This is a genomic window from Peribacillus sp. R9-11 (assembly GCF_031345095.1).
Lineage (GTDB): Bacteria > Bacillota > Bacilli > Bacillales > DSM-1321 > Peribacillus > Peribacillus butanolivorans.
In genome coordinates this window covers 3,382,538-3,402,321 of the sequence record NZ_CP133763.1, presented here as the reverse complement: position 1 = coordinate 3,402,321, position 19,784 = coordinate 3,382,538, and the positions used below count along the sequence as shown (strand labels likewise).

At 37.8% G+C, this 19,784-nt stretch carries 18 protein-coding genes; 15 read left to right on the top strand and 3 right to left on the bottom strand.

The window, feature by feature from the left end; genetic code table 11:
- The first annotated feature begins 99 nt into the window (after nt 1-99).
- From sucA to RE409_RS16415, 5 genes are all read left to right on the top strand, one after another.
- Nucleotides 100-2,952, top strand: coding sequence for a 2-oxoglutarate dehydrogenase E1 component (sucA, locus tag RE409_RS16435; RefSeq protein ID WP_098176341.1), 2,853 nt, complete (start codon nt 100-102; stop codon nt 2,950-2,952).
- A gap of 1 nt (nt 2,953) precedes the next feature.
- Nucleotides 2,954-4,225: a 2-oxoglutarate dehydrogenase complex dihydrolipoyllysine-residue succinyltransferase gene (gene odhB / locus RE409_RS16430; RefSeq protein WP_201224021.1), complete on the top strand. Its 1,272-nt coding sequence runs from the start codon at nt 2,954-2,956 to the stop codon at nt 4,223-4,225.
- Nucleotides 4,226-4,472: 247 nt separating this feature from the next.
- The gene (locus RE409_RS16425; protein WP_201224022.1) at nt 4,473-5,285 is read left to right on the top strand and encodes a DeoR/GlpR family DNA-binding transcription regulator; all 813 of its coding nucleotides are present in this window, start codon (nt 4,473-4,475) and stop codon (nt 5,283-5,285) included.
- The gene (pfkB, locus tag RE409_RS16420; RefSeq protein WP_056520708.1) at nt 5,285-6,205 is read left to right on the top strand and encodes a 1-phosphofructokinase; all 921 of its coding nucleotides are present in this window, start codon (nt 5,285-5,287) and stop codon (nt 6,203-6,205) included. Before RE409_RS16425 ends, pfkB begins: the two co-directional genes overlap by 1 nt.
- Nucleotides 6,206-6,209: 4 nt before the next feature.
- On the top strand, nt 6,210-8,108 hold the full coding sequence (locus tag RE409_RS16415; RefSeq protein WP_201185345.1) for a PTS fructose transporter subunit IIABC: 1,899 nt from the start codon (nt 6,210-6,212) through the stop codon (nt 8,106-8,108).
- Nucleotides 8,109-8,152: 44 nt separating this feature from the next.
- On the opposite strand, the gene RE409_RS16410 is transcribed toward RE409_RS16415, so the two are convergent.
- Nucleotides 8,153-8,521, bottom strand: a complete 369-nt coding sequence (locus tag RE409_RS16410; protein WP_201185344.1) for a VOC family protein — start codon at nt 8,519-8,521, stop codon at nt 8,153-8,155.
- A 196-nt stretch (nt 8,522-8,717) separates the two neighbouring features.
- Here RE409_RS16410 and RE409_RS16405 point away from each other — a divergent pair, with 196 nt between their 5' ends.
- The 5 genes from RE409_RS16405 (at nt 8,718) to RE409_RS16385 (ending at nt 11,949) form a co-directional block, all read left to right on the top strand.
- Nucleotides 8,718-9,116, top strand: a complete 399-nt coding sequence (locus tag RE409_RS16405; RefSeq protein WP_201185343.1) for a secondary thiamine-phosphate synthase enzyme YjbQ — start codon at nt 8,718-8,720, stop codon at nt 9,114-9,116.
- A gap of 42 nt (nt 9,117-9,158) precedes the next feature.
- Nucleotides 9,159-9,737, top strand: a complete 579-nt coding sequence (locus tag RE409_RS16400; RefSeq protein WP_201185342.1) for a GNAT family N-acetyltransferase — start codon at nt 9,159-9,161, stop codon at nt 9,735-9,737.
- A 133-nt stretch (nt 9,738-9,870) separates the two neighbouring features.
- Nucleotides 9,871-10,470, top strand: coding sequence for a cell wall hydrolase (locus tag RE409_RS16395; RefSeq protein WP_201185341.1), 600 nt, complete (start codon nt 9,871-9,873; stop codon nt 10,468-10,470).
- Between the two features lie 234 nt (nt 10,471-10,704).
- A complete protein-coding gene (locus RE409_RS16390; RefSeq protein WP_056520697.1) occupies nt 10,705-11,349 on the top strand; it encodes a PAQR family membrane homeostasis protein TrhA in 645 nt (214 codons plus the stop codon).
- A 114-nt stretch (nt 11,350-11,463) separates the two neighbouring features.
- Nucleotides 11,464-11,949, top strand: a complete 486-nt coding sequence (locus RE409_RS16385) for a YusW family protein (RefSeq protein ID WP_201224025.1) — start codon at nt 11,464-11,466, stop codon at nt 11,947-11,949.
- 413 nt (nt 11,950-12,362) lie between these two features.
- Here RE409_RS16385 and RE409_RS16380 read toward each other — a convergent pair whose 3' ends face one another.
- Entirely contained in the window at nt 12,363-12,929 is a 567-nt protein-coding gene (locus RE409_RS16380; protein ID WP_201224026.1) for a biotin transporter BioY, read from the bottom strand.
- Nucleotides 12,930-13,289: 360 nt separating this feature from the next.
- Between RE409_RS16380 and RE409_RS16375 the strand changes: the two genes are divergently transcribed.
- On the top strand, nt 13,290-13,808 hold the full coding sequence (locus RE409_RS16375) for an NfeD family membrane protein (RefSeq protein WP_309557814.1): 519 nt from the start codon (nt 13,290-13,292) through the stop codon (nt 13,806-13,808).
- A gap of 21 nt (nt 13,809-13,829) precedes the next feature.
- Nucleotides 13,830-15,371, top strand: a complete 1,542-nt coding sequence (locus tag RE409_RS16370; RefSeq protein ID WP_309557813.1) for a flotillin lipid rafts scaffold protein FloT — start codon at nt 13,830-13,832, stop codon at nt 15,369-15,371.
- Nucleotides 15,372-15,545: 174 nt separating this feature from the next.
- Here the strand turns inward: RE409_RS16370 and RE409_RS16365 are convergent, their stop codons facing one another.
- Nucleotides 15,546-16,151 (bottom strand): TetR/AcrR family transcriptional regulator, encoded by a 606-nt coding sequence (locus RE409_RS16365; RefSeq protein WP_201224074.1) that lies wholly within the window; start codon nt 16,149-16,151, stop codon nt 15,546-15,548.
- A gap of 445 nt (nt 16,152-16,596) precedes the next feature.
- Here RE409_RS16365 and RE409_RS16360 point away from each other — a divergent pair, with 445 nt between their 5' ends.
- The 3 genes from RE409_RS16360 to RE409_RS16350 all read left to right on the top strand — a co-directional run bounded on the left by RE409_RS16360 (nt 16,597) and on the right by RE409_RS16350 (nt 19,755).
- On the top strand, nt 16,597-18,171 hold the full coding sequence (locus RE409_RS16360; RefSeq protein ID WP_309557812.1) for an AMP-binding protein: 1,575 nt from the start codon (nt 16,597-16,599) through the stop codon (nt 18,169-18,171).
- Nucleotides 18,172-18,280: 109 nt separating this feature from the next.
- On the top strand, nt 18,281-19,588 hold the full coding sequence (locus RE409_RS16355) for an MFS transporter (RefSeq protein WP_056520683.1): 1,308 nt from the start codon (nt 18,281-18,283) through the stop codon (nt 19,586-19,588).
- Nucleotides 19,589-19,617: 29 nt separating this feature from the next.
- Nucleotides 19,618-19,755 (top strand): hypothetical protein, encoded by a 138-nt coding sequence (locus RE409_RS16350; RefSeq protein WP_201224078.1) that lies wholly within the window; start codon nt 19,618-19,620, stop codon nt 19,753-19,755.
- Nucleotides 19,756-19,784: the final 29 nt, after the last annotated feature.

The following is a 19,784-nucleotide window of genomic DNA, read 5'->3' as shown; positions in this document are numbered from 1 at the left end:
ATTATATATTATATATTTGGGGAAAATTTAGAAGTAAGAATTTGGGGATGGATAAAACGAAATGAAAAAAATTATGAGAAAAATTTGGGGGTTTACAAAATGACCATCAAGGACGCTAAGGCATACGACCCATGGAAAACTTTTTCAGGTCCAAACCTTGGGTATGTCATGGAGCAATACGATCTATTTCAAGCCAATCCGGAAGAAGTAGATCCGGAACTGAGAAACTTTTTTGAAGTATCAGGTCCTCCTTCATTAGATGTATCGGCTGAAGTAACTATCGGAAATGCACCAACTGTACAAACTGGAGAAGTTCTTCCTATGAAGAAAATAATGTCTGCAGTAAAATTAGCGGAAAATATCCGTGCATATGGACATCTAGCTGCAAATATTTATCCTTTAAAAGAAGAAGCATTAGACACGGAACAAATTCACTTCGAAAAATATGGGTTGACTGCAGATGATTTAAGAAAAATCCCGGCTGACTTTATTTGTCCCGAATCACCTAATGATGTGAAAGACGGATACGAAGCCGTACAATACCTAAAACAACTTTATACAAAAACGATAGCCTTTGAATTTCACCATGTTAATGACCTGGACGAAAAGCAATGGCTTACTGATATGGTCGAATCCGGAAACATGTTCCCGGAAGTGGCTAAAGAGAAAAAAGCATTATTACTTAAACGCTTGAATGAAGTTGAAGGTTTCGAAAAATTCCTTCATCGCACATATGTAGGGCAAAAACGTTTCTCTATTGAAGGACTAGATACTTTAGTACCGATTTTAGATGAAATGATTTCACAGACTGTTCAAAATGGAACTGGAAATGTAAATATTGCGATGGCTCACCGAGGACGTTTAAATGTACTTGCACATGTTCTAGGAAAACCATATGAGGTTATTTTTTCAGAATTCCAACATTCACCTAATAAAGATTTAGTTCCTTCCGAAGGTTCAACCGGCATTAATTACGGATGGACAGGAGATGTTAAATACCATTTAGGTCTGGATAAACAAATTACTAAAGCAAATATACAAAAAGCAAGAATTACTCTTGCCAATAACCCAAGTCACTTGGAAGTAGTTGGTCCAATCGTGGAAGGGTATTCTCGTGCGGCCCAAGAAGACCGTACAGAAAAAGGCTTCCCAGTTCAAGATATTTCAAAATCACTTGCAATCCTGATTCATGGTGATGCAGCATTCCCTGGTGAAGGAATTGTACCGGAAACGTTTAACTTAAGCCGTCTGCGCGGTTACCAAGTTGGCGGAGCTATTCATATCATCGCTAATAACATGATTGGTTTTACAACGGAAAGTGAAGATTCACGCTCAACTAAATATGCTAGTGATTTGGCTAAAGGCTTTGAAGTGCCTATCGTGCATGTGAATGCTGACGATCCAGAAGCATGTATGGCTGCAGTAAACCTTGCTAACCAATATCGCGAAAAATATAATAAAGATTTCTTGATCGATTTAATCGGTTACAGACGTTTCGGTCATAATGAAATGGATGAGCCATTGGTTACTCAACCTGAAATGTATGCATTGATTCATAAGCATCCAACAGTTAAAGAACTTTATGCTAAAAAACTAATTCAATCTGGCGAGTTCACAGAAGATGAAGTTAAAACAGTGGCAGAGCAAGTAGATACAAAACTGGCAGATGCTTATGCGAGAATTTCTGGAAATAAACCAGAAGCTACTAAAGAATGTAACCCGCCGGGCATTATTGAAAAAGGACTTCCTACTATTGAAACAGCTGTATCAAAAGGAGAACTTGTTTCAATTAATGAAGAACTTGTTAAATGGCCAGAAGGATTTACACCTAATAAAAAATTAGGAAAAATCCTATCACGTCGCTTAGATTCATTTGGAGATGACGGTAAAATTGACTGGGCGCATGCTGAAACACTTGCATTTGCATCCATTTTGAATGACGGTACTCCAATTCGTCTAACTGGACAAGATTCAGAGCGTGGAACATTCGCACAGCGTAACATTATGTTGCATGACAGTGTTAATGGAAAAACATATTCACCACTTCACACACTTGAAACTGCTAAAGCTTCTTTCGCTGTTCATAACAGCCCGCTTACTGAAACAGCAGTTCTAGCGTATGAATATGGTTATAATGTATTCGCACCTGAAACACTTGTTCTTTGGGAAGGTCAATTCGGTGACTTTGCAAATACAGCACAAGTAATCTTTGACCAATTTATCGCGGCAGGCCGTGCAAAATGGGGTCAAAGATCAGGTCTTGTTATGCTGCTTCCACACGGATATGAAGGACAAGGACCAGAGCATTCAAGTGCCCGCTTGGAACGTTTCCTTCAATTAGCAGCTGAAAACAACTGGACAGTTGCTAACTTAAGTTCGGCAGCTCAATACTTCCATATCCTTAGAAGACAAGCTAAGATACTGGAACAAGAGCAAGTACGTCCACTTGTCATCATGACACCGAAGAGTATGCTTCGTAATCAGGTGATGGCTTCTACAGCTGAAGAATTCAGTGAAGGTAGTTTTGAATCATTCGTTGAAACAAAAGCATTGGGCAAAAAACCAAAAGCAGTAGAGCGCATTGTTTTTGCAACAGGTAAATTGGTTGTTGAACTTCGTGAAAAAGCAGCAGCTGAAAAAAATACGGATTGGTTGCAAATCATCAGTATCGAAGAGATTTATCCATTCCCGTTCACTGGCGTTCAAGAAGCATTGAAAAAATATACCAACCTAAAAGAAATCTTCTGGGCACAAGAAGAACCGAAAAACATGGGAGCTTGGACATTTGTTGAACCTCGCTTAAATGCAGCGGCACCAGGTAACCTTTCTGTAACATATATCGGCAGAAAACGCAGATCCAGTCCGGCTGAGGGAGATCCACTAGTCCATAAAAACGAACAACAACGGATTATGACTCAAGCAATAACACGCAATAATGAGGGGGAGAAATAAAATGGCTGAAGTAAAAGTACCTGAATTAGCAGAATCAATTTCTGAAGGATCTATTGCGCAATGGTTAAAACAACCCGGTGACCGTGTTGAAAAAGGTGAATATGTCCTTGAACTGGAAACTGATAAAGTAAACGTAGAAATCATTTCAGATTATACTGGTACGCTTACAGAACTTTTAGCAGAAGAAGGCGATACAGTCCAAGTTGGACAATCTATCGCTATCGTTGATGAAAATGGAACAGCAGCAGCAGCAGCGCCAAAGGCGGAAGCTCCTAAGACTGAAGAAGTGAAAGCAGAACCAGTTAAAGCGGAACAAGCGGCACCTGCACAAGAAGCTCCTAAAGCAGAAACGAAAGAAGCATCTTCAACTCAGCAAGTTATTGCTTCACCAGCGGCAAGAAAATTGGCTCGTGAAAAAGGAATTGACTTAACTCAAGTGCCTGTTGTTGATCCACTAGGTCGTGTACGTGTACAAGACGTAGAAGCAGCAAGTAATGCCCCTGCACCTGTAGCAGCACCTAAGCAAGCAGCTCCTGCAGCTAAACAAGCAGCAGCTCCTGTTGAAGTGAACGATGACCGTATTGAAGTAGTGAAAATGACTCGCCGTCGTCAAACTATCGCTAAACGTCTAGTTCAAGTTCAATCTGAAGCTGCCATGCTTACAACTTTCAACGAAGTCGACCTTTCTGCTGTTATGGAATTACGTAGCCGTCATAAAGATTCTTTCGTTAAAGCTAATGATGTTAAACTTGGTTTTATGTCATTCTTTACTAAAGCTGTTATTGGAGCTTTGAAAAAGTATCCATTATTGAATGCTGAAATCAAAGGCGACCATATTCTGAAAAAGAACTTCTATGATATCGGTGTAGCAGTATCCACTGATGAAGGATTAGTTGTTCCTGTAGTAAGAGACGCTGACCGTAAAAGCTTTGCTGAAATCGAACAAAACATTTCGGATTTAGCTGTTAAAGCGCGTAACAACAAATTAGGACTTTCAGATTTATCTGGTGGTACTTTTACTATCACAAACGGTGGAACTTTCGGTTCCCTTTTATCTACACCAATTTTGAATGCTCCACAAGTTGGTATCCTAGGGATGCATACAATTAAGACACGTCCAATCGCTGTTGGAGATCAAATCGAAAACAGACCAATGATGTATCTTGCATTATCATATGATCACCGTATCGTTGATGGAAAAGAAGCAGTTGGTTTCTTAGTAGCAATCAAGGATATGCTTGAAGATCCAGAACAACTTTTACTTCAAGGTTAATTAGTAAAATTATTAAAACCCTCTGTCATCATGACAGAGGGTTTTTTTGATGCAGGAAAATAAATACATATTTTCATAGGGAAGAACCGTCTAATCAAGGTAATAGGAAATGAAATTCTTGAAAGGGTAAATGAAAAAATTAATAAATGCTTAAATAAATAATGATTTTGATTTTAATCTTTAAATGAATGTTTTTGAATGAATTAGATGGAGAAAAGTGAATGAATTTGAATAAATTTAAACGTTTATGATTGATTATTCTATCTTTTTCATATATGATGATGGTATTAAACTGGAGGTGGGCGAATTGTTGACAACAGAAAGGCACCAGTTCATCATATCGCTTCTTAAGAAACAAGGAACGATTAAGTTGCAGGAGCTTGTAGATCTGTTACATGCATCAGAATCAACCATTCGAAGAGATTTAGTGCAGCTCGAAGAAATGAAGGCATTAAAACGTGTGCATGGCGGAGCGGCATTGCTTCAAAGAAAAGGCCTGGAGCCTTCAACAATGGAAAAGCAAAATAAAGCAATAGTTGAAAAACAAAGTATAGCCAAGTTAGGCTCATCATTTGTTGAGAAGAATGATTGTATTTACCTTGATGCAGGTACGACCATATCAGAAATGATTCCCTATTTAAAAGATAAAAATGTAACGGTCTTAACAAATGGCCTTATGCATATTCCAAAATTGATCGAGTTAGAAATCAAAACTGTTTTAGTAGGTGGAACGATTAAATTCTCCACTAATGCAGTTATAGGCAGCACCGCTGTACAGTTTCTAAACGAATATCGCTTCGATAAATGTTTCTTAGGTATGAATGGTATCCATCAAGAAATGGGTTTCACCACTCCAGACCCTGAGGAAGCTTTGTTGAAGAAAATAGCATTGCGACTCTCTAACGAAAGTTACGTGCTTGCTGACAGTTCTAAATTGAATGAAGCTACTTTCGCTAAGGTTGCGGATGTAAGCGATGCCATAATCCTAACTGATAGGAATAATGAAGATGCTATTGCTCAATTCAAAAAAAATCCCAAGATAAAGGTCGTGACTATTTAATGATTTATACAGTAACACTCAACCCATCCATCGATTATCTGGTTGAGGTGGAAAATTTTCAAATGGGCAAGGTGAATCGAACAAGCTATGAAGTTAAATTTCCTGGTGGGAAAGGAATTAATGTTTCCCGGGTGCTGAAAAGACTTGGAAATGATACAACAGCTTTTGGTTTCATTGGCGGACAAACTGGAGAGTTTGTAAAAAGGTATTTAAGACAAGAAGAGATTTTTACGGACTTTACAGAGATAGCAGGAGATACGAGAATCAACATTAAGTTGAAAACGGGAATGGAGACGGAAATTAATAGCCAAGGACCAGTTATTTCAAAGGCGAATTATCAACAGTTATTTAGTCAAATCGAACAGCTGAAAAACAACGATATTCTTGTTTTATCAGGGAGCATTCCATCAAGCGTTCCTTCTGATGTATACGAATCTATGGCTAAAACGTGTTCAGATAATGGCATTAAATTAGTAGTGGATACGAGCGGAAAAGAGTTGTTGAGCGTACTTCAACATCGACCCTTTCTTATTAAGCCTAATCATCATGAACTTGGTGAACTTTTCTCTACTAAAATTAAAAATGTTGAGGATGCAAGCAAATACGGATCTAAATTGGTTGAATCCGGTGCTCAGCACGTAATAGTTTCAATGGCAGGAAGCGGTGCTGTACTTTGCACAGATGGCGATTCATATACCGCTAATGTTCCAAAAGGAAAAGTTATAAACTCGGTGGGTGCCGGTGATTCCATGGTGGCTGGGTTTATTGGAACATATGAAAAAACAGAGGATATTTTCTCTTCTTTTTGTTTCAGTCTTGCATCAGGAAGTGCTACAGCCTTTTCATCCGATCTCTGTACATTGGATAAAATCGAAGAATTATTACCGCAAATTGAAATAAATAAGATAACTGGGGGCTAACTCTATGAAAATTACAGACTTGTTGAAATTAGATACAATTATTATCGATTTACAAAGTGATACAAAGCAAGCTGTTATTGATGAATTGTCTGGGAAGTTAGCCAAAGCCGACAAATTAAATGATGAAAATACTTTCAAAGCAGCCATTTTAAAACGTGAAGAACAAAGCACCACAGGGATTGGTGAGGGAATAGCTATTCCACACGCAAAAACAAGTGCTGTGAAAACACCGGCTATCTGTTTCGGTAAATCGGTATCAGGTATTGATTATGAGTCGCTTGACGGTCAGCCAGCACATCTATTTTTTATGATTGCAGCTAGCGAAGGGGCCAATACAGACCACTTAGAGACACTCTCCCGGCTTTCTTCATTACTAATGGATACAAACTTCAGGTCCCGTCTGATTTCTGCTACTTCCAAAGAGGAAGTGCTAGGCATAATCAATCAAAAAGAACAGGAAGCGGATGAAGAAGAAAGAGAAGAACAAGAAGAACAACGAACAAGTGCCACTGCTATAAGTACCAAAGGAAAAGTTCTTGCCGTTACAGCTTGTCCAACCGGGATTGCCCATACTTATATGGCGGCCGATGCCTTGAAGGCGAAGGCAAAAGAAATGGGAATCGATTTCAAAGTAGAGACAAATGGTTCAACGGGAATCAAAAATGGGTTAACAGCTAGAGATATTGCAGATGCTGATGCGATTATTGTTGCTGCGGATAAGCAGGTCGAGATGGATCGTTTTAATGGAAAACATGTCATTATCGTCCCAGTTGCCCATGGTATTAGGAAGCCTGAAGAACTGCTAAATCGGGCCATAAATCAGGATACACCAGTTTATAAAGGAACCGGGAATGAAAGAAGTGAGGATGGTGATTCATCAAAAGGAGGGCTTGGGATTTACAAGCATTTAATGAACGGTGTAAGTAATATGCTTCCATTTGTTGTAGGAGGCGGAATCTTGGTTGCGCTTTCTTTCTTTTTCGGAATTGAAGCAGCAGATCCAACAAAGCCTGAATTTAATCCCATTGCCAAAGCATTAAGTGATATTGGCGGAGGGGCTAGCGGTGCCTTCTTCTTGCTTGTCCCGGTACTAGCCGGTTTCATTGCCTCAAGTATCGCTGATCGTCCAGGTTTTGCTCCTGGTATGGTTGGAGGGTTATTGGCAGCACAAGCTAATGCTGGTTTTCTAGGTGGTCTAATTGCTGGTTTTCTTGCCGGATATGTCGTTTTATTATTGAAAAAATTGTTTTCCAAGTTGCCACAGAACTTCGAAGGGATTAAGCCAGTTTTACTTTATCCTGTATTCGGCATGTTAATTACAGGTTTAATCATGATATTTGTAATAAATGAGCCAGTAACTGCAGTAAACATAGGCTTAACCAACTGGCTACAAGGTTTATCAGGTACGAATGCTATTTTGCTTGGATTGATTTTAGGAGGTATGATGGCTGTAGATATGGGTGGACCCCTGAATAAAGCCGCTTTCACTTTCGGACTTGCAGCTATTGAAGCACAAAGTTTCGGGCCTCATGCTGCCGTAATGGCAGGTGGAATGGTACCTCCTCTCGGAATTGCCTTTGCGACTACATTCTTTAAAAGTAAATTCAGTGAAATGGAAAGAAAATCTGGATTCACTAATTACTTTATGGGTGCATCATTCATTACAGAAGGAGCTATTCCTTTTGCGGCAGCTGACCCTTTTCGAGTTATCGTAAGCAGTGTAATCGGGGCTGCAACAGCTGGTGCACTGTCGATGGCTTTTAACGTCACTCTTCCGGCACCACATGGCGGTATATTTGTTATCCCGCTAGTCAATCATCCATTTCGCTATATGCTGGCAATATTAATAGGTTCTCTTATTACTGCGTTTATATTGGGAATCTGGAAAAAGAAACAGAAATAAATCACGAAAAAAGGCGGGTTCAATAATCATTGAACCCGCTTTTTTCATATCCACTCTAAAATTTCAATTCGATTACCAAAGGGGTCGGATACATAAATTCGATTTGCTCCTGGTAGCTTTTTATCTTCAATAAAAGGTATATGATTACTTATTAGATGTTGTTTAAGGTCTACTAGATTTTCAACTTCTAGAGCTGGATGGGCTTTCCGTGCTGGAATAAAATGATCTTCGGTTCCAATATGAATTTGGATCGATCCAGATTTAAACCATACTCCTCCATTGGACTTTAAAGTTTCAGGCTTATCAATTTCCTGAAACTTTAATACATTAGTGAAAAACTTCCTTGCTATCTCTTCTGTATTTTTAGGAGATGCTAATTGGAAATGATCGATGGATATAAAATTAAAGCTCATCTTAATACGCCTCCTCATTCCTTATATATCCAATTTTAATGCAATACTGTTAATAAGAACAGATTAATCTATTTATTAATGTCGATAAGTTATTCTTATTTTTACTATTTAATTCTGCATAATTAAACGAACAAAAGCATGTTTTCAAATGTTTTTGGGTATGTGTATAAAAAGGTATTAAAGGAGTGGAACGTTCATGCTGAAGAAAAATTCATTAAAAACTACTAAAAGGGATGATATGATTGATGTTACAACAGAAGTGCAGGCATTTATCACGGAAACTGGTATTCAAGAGGGTATAGCTCTTGTATATTGTTCACATACTACTGCTGGAATCACGATTAATGAAAATGCGGATCCAAACGTCAAAAAGGATATGCTAAGGAGGCTGGACGAGCAATATCCATGGAATCATACTCTAGATCTACATATGGAAGGGAATACTGCAGCCCATTTGAAATCAAGTACGGTAGGTTCGTCACAACAAGTGATTATTCATAAAGGAAGTTTGATTCTGGGTACATGGCAGGGTCTTTATTTTTGTGAATTCGATGGTCCTAGAGAGAGGCAGTACTTTATCAAATTGACTAGTTAAGGCTAGGAATAGTCAGGTAAGGGTAAAATAGGAGGAATCAGATTGGATGATGTTTGGATTAAAGGAAGAAATGTAGTATTGAGAAACGTAAAAAAAGATGATTTAAAACTTTTGTGGAGCTTAAAGTATGGGGAAGAGAATCCAGAGTGGAAAAAATGGGATGCACCATATTATCCTCACGAACTCATTGATTTTAATACGTATATCGATAAAGAAGAGAAACATCGGAACTATGATGAGAAAATGGGAGTATACTCCGAGTTAATAATGGAAAAGGATCATCAAATAATCGGATCAATTGTATATTATTGGGAACATGAACCATCGCGTTGGCTTGAAATCGGTATTACTATTTTTGAGACCAATTATTGGAATGGCGGATATGGCACGGAAGCCATAAAGTTGTTTATCACCTATTTATTTGAAAACATTGAAATCGAACGGGTTGGACTGACGACCTGGTCAGGAAATGAGCGGATGATGGCTGTTGCATTAAAAGTAGGTATGCAGCTTGAAGGAAGAATGAGGAAATGCCGTTATTTTGATGGTTATTATTACGATTCCATAAGGATGGGAATTTTACGTGAAGAATGGGAATCCCTTCAAAAAATAAATAATTAAGCGGATTTGAAAGAGTTAAATAAAAATTCAAAGTGTGTAATATTTTACCTGGATTCCCTTGGAAATAATTTAGCACTGTTTTCTCCAATTGGGTCTGTTATCCTAGGTAGATGCTTAACAAGGAGGTTACAGGATGAAATTATCAGCATTATTAACAGTGATAATAACTCTAAGCGTCATCGTACTTGGAATAGCATTCCCTTTTGGAACCATAAGTAAAGCTTCTAATGGCGCAAAAAAACATGTCATTAAGCAAGGTGAATCGATATGGGATATTGCGAAGCAATACGGAGTGCCAATTGGTACGTTAAAAGAAGTCAATCATAATGAAAATAATGTTGCCGATCCAGGTAAAACATTGATTATTCCTCATGTAATGAGTGAAAATGATAAAGATCTATTAGCTAGGCTGGTGCATGCTGAAGCAAAAGGAGAGCCATACCGAGGAAAGGTCGAGGTTGCGGGAGTTGTTTTGAATCGCCTAGATAGCAATGAATTTCCCGATACGATCCGTGAAGTGATTTATCAAAAAAATCAATTCTCCCCTGTTGGTGATGGTAGTATTAATAAAGCAGCAGGAGCTGATGCTAAGAGAGCTGTAAATGAAGCTATAGCGATCCATGGCTACACAAATGATGCATTGTATTTCTGGAACCCAAGTATATCGGACAGCGAATGGATGAAACAATTGGAGGTAATCAAAATTATTGGCGGCCACCATTTTGCCATTTAACTAAAATTCTCAAGGACCGGCTCACCATTTAATGGAGCCGGTCCTTTTTTCTATACCGGCTACAGTTAGACGATAATTGGTGGTGGAACGACATGGTGGAAAATCTTTTTCTTGATAATTACATATATATAAGTCAAAGATTGAATTACTTTCCTATATTGCTTTGAAGAACTGATGTATAATTGAGAAGAATTTCAAAACAATAATTTTTTCCTAAGATTAAGGAGCTGTAACGTGGCTAATACACATGTTTATACAAAAAAAGAAGAAGTGGTAAATGCAATTACTCATGGAGTAGGTGTCTTGTTAAGTATTGCCGCTCTTGTGTTTTTAATAATTTTCTCAGTTCAGAAGGGGTCGGCCTGGCATGTAGTGATTTCAGTCATTTATGGGGTTTCCATGCTACTCTTATATGTTTCTTCAACTTTAGTTCATAGCTTTCCAGCAGGGAAAACGAAGGACCTATTTGAAATCTTTGATCATTCAGCAATTTATCTCTTCATAGCAGGAACGTACACGCCTATCATGCTGCTTGTAATCCAAGGGACACTAGGATGGACACTGCTTGGAATTGTATGGGGAGTGGCAGTTATAGGCGTTGTATTCAAAGCTTTCTTTGTGAAGAAGTTTCTTTTCCTTTCTACAATTCTTTATATCGCGATGGGGTGGTTGATTGTTATTGCATGGGGTCCACTATCAGCAGCAATGCCTTCAACAGGTATCCAGCTATTGGTTGCAGGGGGATTGCTTTATACGTTTGGGGCTGTCTTTTATGTTTGGCGCGGTTTCCCTTATCATCATGCTGTTTGGCATCTATTTGTGCTTGCAGGCTCTGTCGCGCACTTCTTTGCTGTATTGTTTTATATCATTCCCCTTTAATCCTAGAAGGACTTTATTCTTTAATCTGCTCTACCTTATGACACTTGGAAGAGGTTTTAATTGCATTCTTTTAGGAAATAAATAAGCTATACAGACTAAGGAAGGAAATGACTTATGAGAAAAACAATAAAAGTACTATCACTCCCATTTGCAGCCATGCTTGTTATGGCTGGGTGCGGGGAAGATAACGATGAAGTTAAGAATCGACCGGTTGAGGAAAATGAAAACAAAGCAGAAACCAATTCTGAAACAGGAACGGATAATAATAAAAAGCTGCCTTTTACTTTTAAGGATTTTCAATTAGAAGTTGACTATGCAGGTAATGACAACGAATATGAAGCAGAATATGATGCGATGGGAGTCCAAACAGAAGCCTCTATTGATGACCAACTAAATAAACACGAAGTCCACAGTGAAGAAGCGTTGGAAGAGCTAACGCCGATATTAGAAAAGCTGACATTCACCAAAGATTCTTCTGATGATGAGGTCATTCAAGATGTAACAAAGGCTTTTAATTTGAAAGATGATTATGAAGAATTCGACTTAGAAGTGAATTACGATGATGGTACGAAAAAAGAATATAAAGTGTATAATAAATAATTCAATATCAGCTACATAATCCTATATGAAATAGTATTTTTTTGCCCAATATCGTAGCGAATTCATGTTCCTTCAATAGTTGTCAAAACACTATTACTATAGTAAAATGATTACGGTTAGCAAAGGGGTTAACATACATTTGCTATTCATATTCGGACTTATGGGGATAGGACCGCAATAATTACTTGTAAAAAAAGATTCTTTTTCAGAAAGAGTCTTTTTTTTTTCCTTCCTTTAACTTCAAAAAAACTTGATCAAGATGGATTAATTGCGAATTACTTGAAATAGTATTTATAGAGATATAACAGACAGGAACTTCAAGAATTCAGGGGTTGATAATTCTTTTTTAAAATGTAAGAGAGGATACCACATTTGTGGTATCCTGTTTTCTGATTACCTGGATAGAAATATTATTAGATTGTTGCATTTTTTTTAGGTAGCATTTTAGCAGATGCTAACCTTGAACGAATCGTAATGCCAAGCCATGAGGCAAGGAAGGCTTTTAGGGTACCGACAATTACAAATGGAGCAAATCCACTAGCTATGGCTGCTGTCCATGTTAATGAAGCCATATATTTTAGCCATACCGTCCCTATGATTAAGGTAATAATCATCCCGATGATATTTGCAAGGAAAGCTATTGCAACTGTAAAACGGGTCTTTTCTAAAATCAGACCGGTAATATAGACTGTTGGTATATAGGATAATAAATAACCGCCAGTCGGACCGAATATTTTTGCAAGTCCTCCAGACATTTCAGCAAATACCGGTACACCTGCAGCCCCAATAAACAAGTACAATAAAACTGAAGAGGTTCCATAACGTGAACCAAGTATAGTAGCCGCCAGTCCAATGGCCAGAGTCTGACCTGTAATCGGAACCAAAGGCAGTGGGATAGTAATTTGGGCGAATATTCCTATTAGTGCTGCAAATAAGGCTGTAACCATCATCATTCTTAATTTTTCATGACTTTCCTTCATAATGTTGCCTCCTATTGTAAACCCATCTGTTAGTTAAGTTAACATATAAGAATTTTAATATGATAAGTAAACGCTGTCAATAATATTTTGAATTTTTCTTTTTATAAAGCTGTTTTTAAAAGGTCAAGTATTAAAATGTACTGAAAGGGTGTGTCCGGATTTAAAAGAGAATGATAAAAAAATGAAACCTTTAAAGCTTTAATTCGTATAATTTGGTAGGGAAAGTATTTAAAGGGGGAATATAACAATACTTTTTTTGCATATATAGGTTAGAACAATACATAAACTAATCAGTTAGAAGCTTACTTCAAGCTGTTTAGGTATTGGGGCATAAAAAATCCAATTTAAAGGATGAAAGAGATGGAGTTATTTGGGGTTCCATTAGAAACAATTTATTTATATGGATTAATTATTTCCGGTGTACTAACTTTTTTATTTATTTTGTTTAATGATATATTTTCCGGATTAGAATTACCGGACCAATTTAATCCAACTCTCATTTTTAGTTTTTTAACTGTATTTTTTGCAAGTGGTTTTTTGTTTGAATCGGTCACAGGTCTTAATAGTGGAGTGATTGCGGCGATTTCCTTGCTTATATCATTGTCCACTGTCACCTTATTGAATGTATTTGTTTTGATTCCCATCTCATCAGCAGAGGAAAGTTTAGTATTTCATGATAATGACCTGAGAGGAAGGGTTGGAAGGGTGCTGACATCCATCCCAGTTGACGGGTTTGGCGAAGTCTTAATTGAGAGTATTAGTGGCAGCATTGCGAAGACCGCTGCCAGTTTTAAAAATGAAGGAATTGCATCAGATACTAAAGTCTTAATCATTGAAGTCAAAAATGGGGTTGTCTATGTGATGCCTCATCAAAATTAATAAAAGGTTCGGAGGTAGTTTATGTTTAGTTTAATTTGGGTTGTTGTTGCTATTGTTGCTTTTTTACTTATTGCACTTATTGCTGTCTTTGTTACGAAATACCGTACGGCTGGTCCTGATGAAGCATTGATCGTAACTGGAAGCTACTTAGGTAGCAAAAATGTTCATATCGATGAATCAGGGAATAAAATTAAGATTGTCCGTGGTGGAGGGGCATTCGTTTTACCAGTGTTCCAACAAGCAGAGCCATTGAGCTTGCTGTCAAGCAAACTTGAAGTCTCTACTCCCGAAGTGTACACAGAGCAGGGTGTTCCGGTCATGGCTGATGGTGTATCAATTATAAAAATTGGTGGTTCAATCACTGATATTGCCACTGCGGCAGAGCAATTTCTTGGAAAATCCAAGGATGATCGTGAACAGGAAGCACGTGAGGTACTTGAGGGACATCTTCGTTCCATTCTTGGCTCGATGACAGTCGAGGAGATTTATAAAAATCGCGAAAAGTTTTCCCAGGAAGTACAGAGGGTGGCTTCACAAGATTTGGCGAAAATGGGACTCATCATCGTATCGTTCACAATTAAAGATGTCCGAGATAAAAATGGATATCTTGAATCCCTTGGTAAACCAAGAATTGCACAAGTAAAGAGAGATGCAGATATTGCAACAGCGGAGGCAGAGAAAGAAACGCGAATCAAGCGTGCAGAAGCTTCAAAGGAAGCCCAGCGTGCTGAAGTCGAACGGGCTACAGAAATAGCGGAAGCCGAAAAAATCAACAAGCTAAAGGTCGCCGAGTTCCGACGCGAGCAAGATATTGCCAAAGCCCGAGCTGACCAAGCTTATGACCTAGAAACTGCAAGGTCAAAACAGGAAGTTACGGAACAGGAAATGCAAATCAGAATCATCGAGCGGCAAAAGCAAATCGAGCTTGAAGAAAAAGAAATTCTCCGCCGTGAAAAGCAATATGATTCTGAGGTGAAGAAAAAGGCGGATGCTGACCGCTATGCGGTAGAGCAAGCAGCCTCTGCTAATAAGATGAAACAGATTACAGAAGCGGATGCCGATAAATATAAAATTGAAGCTATGGCGAAAGCAGAAGCAGAACGTGTAAGAATGGATGGACTTGCAAAAGCGGATGCACAAAGGGCCCAAGGTACGTCGGAAGCAGAAATTATCCGGTTAAAAGGGGTGGCAGAAGCGGAAGCTAAGCAGAAGATAGCGGAAGCCTTTGAACAGTTTGGGCAAGCGGCAGTGATGGATATGATTTTGAAAATGCTACCGGAATATGCTAAACAAGTAGCAGGTCCACTTAGTAATATCGACAAAATTACCGTAGTGGATACGGGTGGAAGTGGTGCGAATGGTGGTGCGAATAAAGTGACTGGGTATGCAACAAATTTAATGGCAACATTGCAGGAGTCATTAAAGGCTTCTTCAGGCATTGATGTCAAAGACTTACTTGAGAATTTCTCAGGTAAGCGTAATTTGTTCCCGACTACAATCAATCAAGAGAATGCTGAAACTAATATGAATATGGCGGCAGCGAAAGAAGAAGTAGCAAAGTGAAGTTGAAAAAGGTAAGAGCATAATTATGCTCTTACCTTTTTTTGTGGAGTGGTGTTAGGATGTCTAAGCGCACTTTCTATATGTCTAAAAGGTTTTATAGATTTCTGTGGTTTTATTTAGCTTTTAATAGGCTAGTAAAAATATGACATGTTAACAATAAGTGTGAAATTTCTATTACTTTGTCGATATGTTTTCAACTAAAATGGTACGAATAAATTTTTGAATTTCCTCTACAAGATCAAAATCCCCTCCAAATATAAGCCAATCATAAAGTGTTCCTCGCATGCAACGTGTGATCAGCATAGTAATTTCTTCAGATGGAATCTCTTTTCTAAATTCTCCTGCAACTTGTCCTTCTTGAACAAATGAATGAACGATTCTGTATAGGGTTCTATCTGTGTCTGAAAGAGATTTAGGTTGATTTGGAATCAATGCACTAACGTAAACTGTTCTCATCAAATCCTTTCCTAAGTCATCTCTCAAAAAAACCATTTGAGATTTGGTTAAGAGAAGAATTTTCTCACTACAGCTAAGGTCTTTAGGTATTGATTTAGTGAAAGAGGCATAAAAATCATCAATCTCTTTAAACTTTTCAATGAAGATTTCATACTTAGATTTAAAATGCACGTAGAACGCACCTTTTGATGTATTGCTAACACTTACAATTTCATCAACTGAAACCTGATTGAATCCTTTTTTGCTAAAAAGATCCAGAGCAACTTCTAAAATTTTCTTTTTAGTTTGTTGGGATTTAATTTGTCTTGGGGTAGAACGTGCCATTTATATCTCTCCTTTTTAAAAGGTGGTTTAAAAATTGCCATTCGAAGAACTTCTCATAACTATAAACCTCATTTTATTTTGGCGATTACAATGAATAACAACTTTGTTAATTTATATCTATCAGCCGCTATTAATTAGGAATAGGGCCTCACTCGAGTCAGTTGGTAGTTTTTTAATAAGGTTAATTATACAGGATTTGAGGAGATGTTCTTTATTTATTTCTTAAATACCTTGATACAATAGAGCTTGGGAATATCGAATTATCATAATTATAATAGAATTATAAATATTCTGAAAATTAATTGACTGTGATGCGATGTATAATTATAATTAAATCGAAGACTGTAGTTTGTGAATATAGTCTCTATTTTGTATTCTTTGGTGAGAAATGTAAGCGTTTTATTTGGGTGTGTCAAACATGCTGGGATTTAAAGGGGGAAAATGGATGGATATTGTCGGAAATAGAACATTGAAAGAGTTATTAAACGAGCAAGCAGCTAGGCACAAAGATAAAACGTTTCTACTTTTTGAAGATATAGAACAGAAGAGATTTGAATTAACTTATGGTGAATTTGCTGATACAGTAAATCGTTTAAGTAACGTATTTATTGATTTAGGTGTAACGAAAGGTAAACATGTAACATTGCATCTCCCAAATTGTCTAGAGTTTATGACTTCGTGGTTTGCATTGGCTAAAATCGGAGCTATTATGGTCCCAACCAACATTTTATCTACTAAAGATGAAATGGAATATCTACTGAATCATTCGGAGTCAATACTTCTCATTACGGAAGAGAAATATTTAGACAAATTTACAAACACACGTGAAAGTCTACCGTATTTACAGGAAATATTGCTAGTTCGTTGTGAAAGTGAGAAATATGTGGATAAAGACTTAAAGCACTTAATAGCAAAAGCTAAATCTGATTTACCGGATATTTATGTAGATTCCGAGGATGTGGCTGCATTACTTTATACATCAGGTACAACATCAAAACCAAAGGGGGTTCAGATTACACACGCGAACTATCTATTCACAGGAGAAGTTATGTCAAAATCAATTCGCTTAGCTCCGAATGATAGGCAATTAATCGTTCTTCCATTGTTTCATGGAAATGCACAGTATTATTCTACAATGTCTGCTCTAGTAGTAGGGGGCAGTATTGCAATAACCGAACGATTTAGTGCTTCGCGTTATTTCAAACAAGCCAAAAGCTTAGGTGCAACGGTAGGTTCCTTATTCGCTGCACCTATAAGAATGATTCTTGCAAAGAAATTCGACCAAACTGATATTCATCATTCTTTAAGAGTTATCTGGTTTGCTCAGTCGGTTGCGGAAGAACAATTAAAGGATTTTGAAGGGAAGTATAATGTCTCTTTACTACAGATGTATGGGATGACTGAAACTGTGGGAGTACCACTAATGAATCCATTAGATGGGATTCGCAATAATAATAGTATTGGAAAGCCTACCATTGGTTATGAAGTAAAAATAGTCGATGAAATAGGAAATGAAGTACAAAATGGACAATCAGGTCAAATCGTAGTTAAAGGGATTCCGGGTCGTTCATTAATGAAGGGGTATTATAAAAATTTAGAGGCAACGAAAGAAACATTAAGAGATGGTTGGTTGTACACAGGCGATAATGGCAGAATCGGGGATGATGGTTACTTTTATTTTGTTGATCGAATTAAAGATATGATTAAACGGGCAGGCGAAAATGTTGCGGCAAACGAGGTTGAAAGTGCTCTGGCAGATTATGAAGGGGTTTATGAGGCTGCTGTAATCAGCATTCCTGATGAGATGCGCGACGAAGCTATTAAGGCATATGTTATTTTACATAAAAATTCCAATGTTTACGAAGATGAACTTATTCTTTACTGTCGCAAACGCTTAGCCAAATTTAAAGTCCCTGATACAATAGAATTTGTTGATGAATTTCCTAGAACTGCAGTGGGAAAAGTGCAGAAACACATCTTAAGACAAATGCATAATCAAAGATTTAAAACTCATTCCTAAAGATTTGTTAATTATAACGAAACTTAAATACCAACAGATTTTATAAATTAATAGAATTGGGTCAATGTTATTTGAAAAAGACAGAGGTCGTCAAAAGGGGATGTTCTATATGAATAAGAATCGAGTTCTATTGGCAAGTCTTTCCGGTTCAGTTATTGAATGGTATGACTTTTACTTGTACGGTACCGCTACGGGCTTAGTATTTTCAACTCTCTTTTTTTCAGGTCAAGATCCATCAATTGCCCTTCTTCTTGCATTCGCCACCTTTGGGATAGGTTATGCTGCGAGACCAATAGGAAGTATTATTTTTGGACACTTTGGAGATAGAATAGGACGAAAAGCTACACTAATGTGGACTCTTATCGGTATGGGAGGTAGTTCATTTCTTATTGGTTTACTCCCTACGTATAATCAAGTTGGCCTGCTAGCACCTATATTATTGGTTGTCCTAAGGCTTATTCAGGGAATCTCCTTAGGAGGAGAATGGGGAGGAGCAGTCCTCCTGGCGACCGAATCCGCACCGAAGGGACGTCGGGGACTTTACGGTTCTGTTCCACAATTAGGGGTTCCATTAGGTTTGGTAGCGGGTTCTTTCAGTCTTACTCTTATAGCCTACTTGACTACCGATGCCCAGTTTTTAGCCTGGGGTTGGCGGATTCCTTTCCTTTTTAGTGCTGTTCTAATCGTTTTGGCTCTTTGGATCAGAGGGGGGATAGAGGAAACTTCGGCTTTCCAAAAACAGAAGGAAAGCGGAGAAATTGCGAAAGTACCTATTGTAGAAACATTCCGCAATCATCGTAAAAGCCTCTTTCATGTGATTGGACTCAAAATTGGAGATGGGTTCTTCAATGTATTTCTTATGTCTTTTGTACTCGTCTATACTACTACCTATTTGGGTTATTCAAACGAAATAGCCTTAACGGCTCTAACAATTGGCTGTGCTACGATGATTATTACGATTCCAGTGGTGGGATATATTTCTGACTTTATCGGTAGGAAAGTTATCTATATTAGTGGATTGGTACTTATGTTTCTTCTTGCAATACCTTACTTTTTCATGATTGAACAAGGAGCGACTTGGTTGTACTATATGCAAGCTGCCATGCTCGGTATAATTTGGGCGGCAATTTTCGCTACACAAGGAACATTGTTCTCTGAACTCTTTCCAGCTAAAGTTCGTTATACTGGGCTATCTTTCGGCTATCAAATGGCCGCAGCTATAGTAGGTTTTGGTCCTATGTTATGGACAACAATGGTAGATTCATTTGGCCCATCGCATTGGGTATTTGGAGGATTCATGATGGGAGGGCTTACACTTTCTTTGGTATTAAGCCTGTTTGTTCCCAACACTAAAAATGTATCACAATATGAAGAAAGTATAGAAAAGTTTAAAAAAGATAATTCACTTCAAATTTAATTATTATCTGAATACTGGTAAAAGCTATAGTGTCAATTTCTTTAACAATCATTATTTTCGAACCAGGGGGCTTCAGCATTGGTTTTGGACGTCTTTATGTTTGCACACTGTTAGGAGGTTTGCCTGCGGGCCTATTAATTGGTCCTGCTTTTGGCGGCTACGGATAAGCCTATCCTTACTCCCCCATCTCCTATCT